13 protein-coding genes are annotated in these 8,749 nt (G+C 42.3%); all 13 read right to left on the bottom strand.

Annotation, left to right across the window (positions count from 1 at the left end; translation table 11 throughout):
* Window positions 1-172, bottom strand: a 172-nt coding sequence (locus OXPF_RS03075; protein ID WP_152967662.1) for a transposase, incomplete at its 3' end; no start/stop codon positions are given.
* A gap of 50 nt (window positions 173-222) precedes the next feature.
* Window positions 223-660 (bottom strand): S8/S53 family peptidase, encoded by a 438-nt coding sequence (locus tag OXPF_RS03070; RefSeq protein ID WP_054873742.1) that lies wholly within the window; start codon window positions 658-660, stop codon window positions 223-225.
* 22 nt (window positions 661-682) lie between these two features.
* On the bottom strand, window positions 683-1,045 hold the full coding sequence (locus OXPF_RS03065; RefSeq protein WP_054873741.1) for a hypothetical protein: 363 nt from the start codon (window positions 1,043-1,045) through the stop codon (window positions 683-685).
* 18 nt (window positions 1,046-1,063) lie between these two features.
* The gene (locus tag OXPF_RS22850) at window positions 1,064-2,695 is read right to left on the bottom strand and encodes a pyocin knob domain-containing protein (protein WP_054873740.1); all 1,632 of its coding nucleotides are present in this window, start codon (window positions 2,693-2,695) and stop codon (window positions 1,064-1,066) included.
* A gap of 5 nt (window positions 2,696-2,700) precedes the next feature.
* Window positions 2,701-3,312, bottom strand: a complete 612-nt coding sequence (locus OXPF_RS03055) for a YmfQ family protein (RefSeq protein ID WP_054873739.1) — start codon at window positions 3,310-3,312, stop codon at window positions 2,701-2,703.
* A gap of 3 nt (window positions 3,313-3,315) precedes the next feature.
* Window positions 3,316-3,867, bottom strand: a complete 552-nt coding sequence (locus OXPF_RS03050; protein WP_054873738.1) for a hyaluronate lyase N-terminal domain-containing protein — start codon at window positions 3,865-3,867, stop codon at window positions 3,316-3,318.
* Window position 3,868: 1 nt separating this feature from the next.
* Window positions 3,869-4,894, bottom strand: coding sequence for a DUF2793 domain-containing protein (locus tag OXPF_RS03045; protein WP_054873737.1), 1,026 nt, complete (start codon window positions 4,892-4,894; stop codon window positions 3,869-3,871).
* 19 nt (window positions 4,895-4,913) lie between these two features.
* Window positions 4,914-5,318 carry a hypothetical protein gene (locus OXPF_RS03040; protein WP_054873736.1) on the bottom strand — a complete coding sequence of 135 codons (405 nt, stop codon included), beginning with the start codon at window positions 5,316-5,318 and terminating at the stop codon, window positions 4,914-4,916.
* A 3-nt stretch (window positions 5,319-5,321) separates the two neighbouring features.
* A complete protein-coding gene (locus tag OXPF_RS03035) occupies window positions 5,322-6,359 on the bottom strand; it encodes a baseplate J/gp47 family protein (protein WP_054873735.1) in 1,038 nt (345 codons plus the stop codon).
* Window positions 6,359-6,754, bottom strand: coding sequence for a DUF2634 domain-containing protein (locus OXPF_RS03030; RefSeq protein ID WP_054873734.1), 396 nt, complete (start codon window positions 6,752-6,754; stop codon window positions 6,359-6,361). The genes OXPF_RS03035 and OXPF_RS03030 overlap by 1 nt, the downstream gene beginning before the upstream one ends.
* A complete protein-coding gene (locus tag OXPF_RS03025) occupies window positions 6,751-7,116 on the bottom strand; it encodes a DUF2577 domain-containing protein (RefSeq protein WP_054873733.1) in 366 nt (121 codons plus the stop codon). Before OXPF_RS03025 ends, OXPF_RS03030 begins: the two co-directional genes overlap by 4 nt.
* Window positions 7,116-8,084, bottom strand: coding sequence for an XkdQ/YqbQ family protein (locus OXPF_RS03020; RefSeq protein WP_054873732.1), 969 nt, complete (start codon window positions 8,082-8,084; stop codon window positions 7,116-7,118). The genes OXPF_RS03025 and OXPF_RS03020 overlap by 1 nt, the downstream gene beginning before the upstream one ends.
* Entirely contained in the window at window positions 8,084-8,743 is a 660-nt protein-coding gene (locus tag OXPF_RS03015; RefSeq protein WP_054873731.1) for a LysM peptidoglycan-binding domain-containing protein, read from the bottom strand. Before OXPF_RS03015 ends, OXPF_RS03020 begins: the two co-directional genes overlap by 1 nt.
* Window positions 8,744-8,749 lie beyond the last annotated feature (6 nt).

The raw sequence follows: 8,749 nt of genomic DNA, 5'->3' as shown, positions 1-8,749 counted from the left end.
CTTCTTTTAATTCATGGTTTGTTGAGCATTCTTCACGATAAGCTTTTATCCATATTGAAATACCTGATTTAGAAACTCCATATTCCTCAGATAAGCTTTTTAAAGTACGTCCTTCTTCAAGATGAAGGCGAACAATTTTGTTTTTGAATTCTTCTTCATAATACCTATTCATCGTTATCCCTCTTTCTCTAATAGATTTATTATATCTATTAGACCGAGGTGTTACAACTTCATTATACTGCTACAATCATTACCTGACGAACAAACAACAGGTATGTTTAATCTTTCTATTCTTTCCCATAAATCTTTATCAGAATTACCGACAGCAAAGGAAAAGGAGCAATTTATTACGTCAATTTCATGAGCATGATCCTCTAACCATTTCGTTTCTTCTTCATTTTTAACTTTCCCACCAAACCAGTTAATAGCATAGATATCGACGTCAGGGAGGACTTCCCTGACTACCGCACACACATCACTTTTATGGTCTACTTCTTTTTTATAGTCATTAAACGGTAAAATTACTTTTGTTTCTTTGCGGGGCAATCCTCCATCATCTAGCACTATTATAGATTTTCCTTTTCCTATATAACTAGCTTTTAAATATTGTAATATTCTTGACTTTTCAAATTCAGGTTCATTTTCTTTATAGATAAACATAAAAAATACACCTCCTTGGTGTTTAAATATATCCGCATTTTTCTTTTTCTGATTCACCCCATATGATGCAATCAAGACGATACTGAAAATATTCAAGATATTCACCATATTCTATACTGTCGTGGGAATAACTACTTTGATTAATCATTTGTATCTCTTTTATAACATCATATCTTTCTGCAATTTTTGCTCTCACTTCATTGTTTATTTCAATCAATGTTTTAATTTTAAGTACTGGTTCATATATAAAATTTTCTCCGTCAAATCTATAATTTTGTTTATTTAAAACAATATCTTTGTCAACTTCAATGCAATTATCAGGAAGAATATCACTAATACCATATTGTACTATTTCGCCGTTAACTATTTGTACATAATAAATCATTATAATATCAACCTCCTATCATATAGTTTTTGATATAACTACTCCCGCTGAACCATTGGTTGGGGCAACGGAAGTACCCGCTCCCAAAGCACTTGTTCCTGCTATTCCACCTGTGACATTTGTACTAATACTATGGGACGGTGATATAATATAAATTAATCCACCTCCGCCTCCGCTTCCTCCGATACCAACGGGTCCTGAACCAACAGCTTCAGAATAATAAGTTCCACCATTAGCACCTTTAGCTTCGAGAGTTAATGCAGGTATTGGAGAAGATGAATATAAATATATTAAACCTCCCCCTCCTCCACTGCCTCCAAACGAGTATTTTACACCTGAATAAAAACCACTCGCCATACGACCACCAAGTCCACTGTCTCCACCTACACCCGCTCCACCACAACTACCGTAACTAAAATAACTATCCGTAGCATTTGTAACAGAACGACCTGCTCCACCTGCTCCACCACCTTTAAATGCACTCGGAGAATTAACCACATCAGAATTTAACCATAAATATAACTGATTTGCAATACGAGTAATAACATCGAGATTTGCACTAGCTTTTTGATTATAATTATTAGTACCGCCACCTGGTATGAGTATTGAGGGATTAAACAAAGAACCACCATTAGCATTTGTGGGCGTACTATTACCTACTGGAACAACTCCATTCGCTCCGTTAGTACCGTTAGCACGTATAGAACCTGAGCCTACTATTTTGCTGGCAAGTATTATTACTACCCCACCGCCATTTCCACCTGCTCCTCCTCCTGCCTTGTCCATAGGTTCTGAACCTTGTCCACCTAATCCATTGGCGGATATAGCACCATTAAGTGTTAAAGTTCCTGTTATGATTATTATAGTACCGGCTGTACAATTAACTGTAACACCTGAATTTATGGTTAAATTTCTATAACGCATAAACACTCTGGGAAAAGAACTAGAAGAAGAAAAAGTTGCATCTCCATCATAATTATCAAATAATCCTGGAAGTCCTAAAGTAATATTTGATTTCGTTGCATCGTCCATATTCGGCATTTTAATCCAGGCATCCCAAGCGCCAGTATACCTGCTTCTCCAATATATATCTGATGTACTAGATGTAACCCTATAAGGTATAGCAAACTGAGTTATATTTCCACTTCCATCTTTTAAGTTTCCATATTCAACCGCATAACAATGGTAATAAGTATGGCCCGCACCTGCACTGCTCGGACCATTGGTAGCATCACCATAAAGCAGTGTAGGTGAAAATCCTGGCTGAGCATTTGTGCTGTGATTCCAGTCCAGAGTTCCCGTAGTATTTAAGGCACCACTAAATCTCATAAGGACATTCTCGAGGGTTGCCTTCCCATTCCATGCTGTTTTCTCTGCATCCGTCACAAAACGGTTATTAGCATCCTGAGATATTATGCTGGGTGGATGATTAGTAGGGTGTGTGTAATTATTAGCTCCTGCCACTATACCGCTAAGCTTATTCTTTTCAACTGTAGTGTAGTCCTCTGTAGAAAGCCCCTTACCGGTAATCTTATCGACCTTCTTGGGTATCTCCGTATCCAGGATGTCCATATTGTCATTTATATCTTCAATGTTTACAATGTCAGTGCCTTCAGGCTTTTTTAAACCTAAATTTCCTGTTGTCTGCATATATATCACTCTCCTTCATATATCCTTAATTGGTTCCATGTCCTGGTCCCTGCCTGCTGCCATGTTAAGCTTTTTAATGTGTCCCACCAGGTATAGGTATATTTAAAGCTGCATGTAAGATGGGCCGGTTTGATTTCGTCTATGGCCTGCATTAGCCCAGCCATATTAGGAGGTATGCCCATCACTCCTATAAATTGCACCTCAAACCTGTACTCTCCGGGATATTCAATTACATCAACCTCTCCGCCGCTAAAGGCAGAAGCCACGCTTTTTATCATATCTTTGGTAGTTGTACCTGCTCCCCTCAGCTTTGCAGTTATGATTTCTCTCCGGCGTTCATAAGGTTTGCTGTGATCTGTAGTAAGCCCCAGCTCCCGTTCCCATATATCAAGCCCCCAGGTTGCCGTAGATACGAAAAACTGCTTCAAAGTTTCATCAATGCCATATTTTAATAGTCCCATTTCTTCTGAAATTGACCCTTGGATTTCTTCCATTTCCCGGACACCTGTATAGTATGGAGACAGATACCGCATCAAGTCAGGAATATATGGCTCTATAGCTCCCTCAGCAACAGATGCTCCAAACTGTAATACACCGTATTGGTATTGTCCGTACATTCCTTACACCCCCTTAAGCTCATTCCATGTTATAGGTCCTTTAGGCATGGCCTGGGCTGCTACGGCCTGGGCCACTCTTTGTGCCGTCCATAACCTTTGTGACGTGGCTGTCCCGGCTTCTGCCTCGGCCTGAGATACTGTGCTCCATGTAGCTGTATGGGCCATGGTCCTTGTAGTCCCATTCAGCCGAAGGTATAACCCTGAGGTTGTAGTCCACATGTCACCATTGACAGGAGATGCAGGCGCAGCTCCATGAGGGATGCTAAGTGGGGCTTCTTCTGTGCTGGATTCAGGAAAAACTTTCTTTCCGCTTACACCGGCCCAGGGTACACTGTCGGCAGCTTCTGCAGTATCCACCTTACCGTCATTGTCGGTATCATATATGCTTTTTAGCATATCTCCTGCAGTTTGAGCTGCTACAAGAAGCATATTGCCGGAAGCTGTACCTATATATAATTTGTTGGTATCAGTGCAATACCCTAATTCTCCCGCGGTAAGCGACCCTATATCTGCCTCCAATCCCCGGCGTATTTGTATCAATATTTTCCTTGCCATATCAGAATGTGCCTCCGTCGACTACGGACACCATCAACCTGTTGCCGTTGGAAGTATCATACACAATGCTCTCCCCGTCTATACTGGCTTCAATTCCGGTGCTGTTGACTAGAATACCTTTTCCGGCTTTTGCACTCACTGTTGTAGTTCCCACAGTAATACCGTTTCCTGCTCCTACGGTTAAAGTTACTGAATCCGCCTGGCCTCCCCCTGTAAGGCCATTGCCGGCTGTAATTGTCTGCAGCGCTCCGCCTGTCCTGACCCATGCAGTATTGTTCCAGCTGTATATCTTCTGCTCTTCATCCACATATGCTGTCCAGCCTTCGGAAGGCGGATAGTATACCCATGCCCCCGACTGCCATTCGGCAATCTGGTTCTGCTTGCCTGACCATGCTCCGGTAGCGCTGGCAGGTATAATGTACCTGTCACCTGCTGCAGGGCTTGCCGGAGGAGCTGTTGTAGTCCTGTTTTTAACACTGGCCTGAGGTTCAATATTACGTTTGGCCAGCTCTATTTCGTTCCTGATTTTCTGAGCTGACCACAGTTCTGTAGCTGCACTCCCGGAATCATTTATCAACCTGTGTTTTGAAGCATCGTCTATGTGTGTTTTAATCTCTGACGCTGTTTTCGTATTGGTCCCGTCCGATACCTTATTTACACTTCCCCCGGTAATGTCTGCTTTTTTAACCTTTGCATAAGTAGTACCATCTGCAATATCGTCTAATGTACCGGTAATATCCGTAAGCTTCTGGGCATTGACCCGCTGCCATGATGAGCCATTATCAAAGTACAGATATCCGGCATTGGTGCCGCTGGTTATATAATAAAGCCTCCCAGGTGAGGAAGCTGCCGGCCGTGCCGCTTCTGTTCCGGACATAGCCCGTCCTACGAATATATTGGCAGTACCGTCGCCTATATAAATCTCTTTGGTATCCGTGCAAAAGCCCATTTCTCCGGACAGCAAAAGCCCCAGTGCCGATAATTCCGGCTTGGTGCCTCTTCTGATCCTTATTGTCTGCTGTGCCATTGTATCATCTCCTATTTAATTAAATAAAATGACCTCCGTCTATTATCCCTGCGGTCTTATAGTATTCTATCTCTGTTTGAGTGGCTGTCATGCTCTCCTGCAGCTTGTTTATGTCCTCAGCTTCAACAGTGTCACCGGGAGTTTCATAAGTGACATACACCTTTTCTGCACCGGCAAAAATTTTTATAAACTTGCGCCATGGTGCCGAGGAGGAAACAGATACTACAAAATTAGTTATTTCCTCTCCTGTAAGCTGGGGTCCTGTATAAACCTTTATGCTGCTGTTGGTTATATTGTCATGTGAAAGTATGCCTTCATATTTGCCGTCTGTCATGAAAAGCTCCTCTTGGATTACATAGACGCTGCCGTCCTGTTTCTTATTGAGCTTTTCAACAAAAATATCAATGTCATCTGGATACGTCATCCATTACACCCCCAAGCTTATGATGCCGGATACAGGGACCTCTTCATCAGCAAGCTCGACATTTACTAAGTCGTTATTTACGGTTAATCTGCTATAATCCAGCACTCCTGGAGTGCCCAGCAAAACGGTGCCTATCTTTGCATAGCTTATATAGGCTGTGGTAAAGGTTATACTTTTCAGATAGTCGGTCAGTGCAGCTGTAAATCCATCTGTTACAGACTGCAGGGTGTAGCCTGCGGCCAACTCAACAGTTGCAGATACGTCAACCTCTTTTGCTGTACCAGATACAACCGACACATTAGCCCCTATAGGCCGCACAGTTTCAATATATTCTGCCGTCTCTTCCACAAGACCCATGTTGGCCGGCTGTTTGTTGGCATCCACAATTACTACTTTGACTGTCCCGGGGCCATCCCACAGCGGAAATACTTTTGCATCCCCCACTCCCGGTATTTCAAAGGCCCACTGCCGGTATTGATACATATTCCCTGAGGTGGATGGTTTTCTGACATGAAGCTGGTACCTGTTTAGCAACTTCTCATCTGTCTCTTCGTCTTGTCCGGATTCCAGTATATCCGCAAGCTCTCCACGTACCAGGCCGGGCACATAATCAATGGGGAGCATGGCTCCGGAGGGCTCATTCCCCGCTGTTCCTGATATTTCACACTCCATAATATATTCACCTTCTGCTAATTTACCTAAGGCAACGTAGTTTAGAGTTTCTATTGAAAAGCGGCTTCCTATAGGTATATTTATAGGTGTATTCCCACTGCCATAAAACAGGCCTTTCCGTCTTGCCTTGGTAGCTAATTGACGGGTAATTCCCATCTCCTTTGTACGGCGCTCTAAGTATTCTCCTCCCGATGTGCCTGCAAAGGCCAGGTTGAGGTTAATATTCAATTCAACATACATTTGTACAAGCTCTGCGGCAGCCGGGGCAAGGGTATCGTAAATAACGGATCCTTCCCGCTTGTCTATGTTGCCCGGCACCCTGTCAAGCATACGGTTTAATATAAATTCAAAGGTCATATTCTCATACATTATTTCACCTCCCTGCCGGCTTCAAAGGAGCCGTAATTTGTTACAACAGTGAACTTTGCATGTATGCTGTCTCCATTAGCTGTTATATCAATATTAGTTATGTCCTGTATGCGGTCATCCTGCAAAAGCGCTTCTTTTATTCTTCTTGCTGTCTCAGAGCGTACCAGCGAAGGGTTTTTCCCGATAAGTGCCTCCAGTTCAGCGCCATAGTTGAAGCTGTAAATTAAGTATCTATACCGTTCTGTTTCAAGGATTTTAAAGGCAGCTTGCTTAACTGCATCCAGATTATCTATCTTACCTGTGATACGCCCCTTTTCAAAGTCTATTTTCCAGGTATTCGAAGGTCTCTCTACCTCCTTTACAGCGGCATTGGTTATCCCATTTACCGGTATCATCCTTCCACCACCTTGTCTAAAATTAAATAGTCCTGTCCTCCCTGCATCCTGAGAAGTATTACTTTGTCTCCAGGCTGAAGCCCTGTGCGTATTACAATAGGTGCAAGGGCAGGCTGTGTCGTGCGTGTAGTACTGCCACTCCCGTTATTATCCTGGTATTGGTGCCCATGGGTTATATCTATCTCATAGCGTGTCAGTGATTCCGGCACAATTAAAAAATCCGCTGTAAGTGTAAGCCTTTGTTCTATATTTACACTTAGCGGATTTATGCTGACTACTTCTCCATACAGTACATTGACCGGATTGTTGGCGTTTACCGCATCTACTCCGGCTTTCTTAATTACATCAAGTAAGCTTGGCATTATATCACCTTCAATTCAAGGCTCATTGTATGGTCTGTACCGTCAAAATTATGGGTACATTCATCCACCAGAAAAGGCTGGTTAATCCCATGCTTCTCTATAATAATGCGGGCATAGCACCCTGCCCTTACTCTTATATCCCCTATGGCTTCTATCTTAAGGGCCTTAGATTCCCGGTTTTTAAGGGTTAAAAGAGTGGTCAGCAGTTCGTTTATCTGGGCCGTATTCATGTCTTCATTCACTGATTGGTACAGCTGCAGCATACCCCATTTTACTATATTGGCGCTGTCTTCTGCAGGGTAGGTCTCCCTCTTTTTAGTGTTCTTATTATCTTTATACAGTTTTATTTTGTTATAGGTATCTTCGTCAATAGAGCGTTTGCTGCTGTAGTCATACATCAAACTGTTATCGCCTATGATAAAGTCTAGTAAAAAGTCTTCGCAATTTCTAAGAGACAGGGCGCCAAAATCATCAAACAGGAAATAGTTTCTTCCGGTATTTATAAGTGTAAGGTCCAGTGCTTTGCAGATTATATCCAAAAGCTTTTTCCCGGCTTCATTCATCTTTGGTATCTTATATCCGGTATCGTCTGTCCTTCCCAGTTTTAACTTAAAATCAGCTGCTATTGTTTTCAATACATCCGAAGCAGTAGTGTTTAAAAACATATAGGAGTCGTTTGCCATAAGGTAGCGGATCTGGTCGTAGCATTTAATTTTTACAGCTTCATCCCTTCCGCCGTCTATGGTGAATACATAGCCGCAAAAAGTATTAATCCCATCTTTTTTGAGCTTTACGACATCGCCGTTATTATATTTAAAATCTTTATTCTGTGCCAATGCATCATCAATCAACGTAAAGTCCAGGCTTCCAGCCTTACCTATGCGGCTTGTCTTCCAGCTTATGTCCGATACAATGTTTGTAATATCCCACATGTTTCCGTCTTTATTATCAATAATCAGTTCAAACATTATGACACCTCCGGCAGTTTAAGCACCATACCTATCTGCAGCCTCTTAATCTGTGCATCCGTAATATTGTTTAGTTTCTGTATTTCCCCCCATCGGGCGCCATTTCCTAAAAACTTTTTAGCAACTCCCCATAATGTGTCTCCGGCAACTAATGTATAAGTCTTCGGTGGCTGCCTGTCATCCGGCCGCGGTGGTTCTTCCTTTATCACTGTATCATCAGTAACTGCCACAGCCTTTTGCGGACCATAATACACATATTTTTTAAGCTTGATAGTATAATCAATATCTCCAAAACTGCCCTCGGATTCTTTCCAGTCAAAGCTTTCTATGCTGGCCATGATGTTGATGTCAAAGCTGTCGCCGGTAAAAATAAAATGGATGGGCTGCCTGGACGCCATCCACTTAAGTATATAGTCAACATATTGTTTGGGAGACAGCAGCATATTGGTGACCACAAAAGGATATATCCTGGCCGGAAAAAAGCTGCTGAAGCTGTAATCAGTCAATTTAGTATTTTTAATTACATTAATCTCTCCTAAGCCTATTACATCATAGGTCTTACCTTTACCCCCGTCGCCTATTTCTATGCTGCCTGGATTTACAGGTATCTGGAAAGACTCCTGCTCGTTATTGTAGGAAAGTTGTATTGCATATGCCATTCTATC

This window comes from Oxobacter pfennigii (genome assembly GCF_001317355.1).
Classification (GTDB): domain Bacteria; phylum Bacillota; class Clostridia; order Clostridiales; family Oxobacteraceae; genus Oxobacter; species Oxobacter pfennigii.
This window is presented reverse-complemented; position numbering and strand designations above follow the sequence as displayed.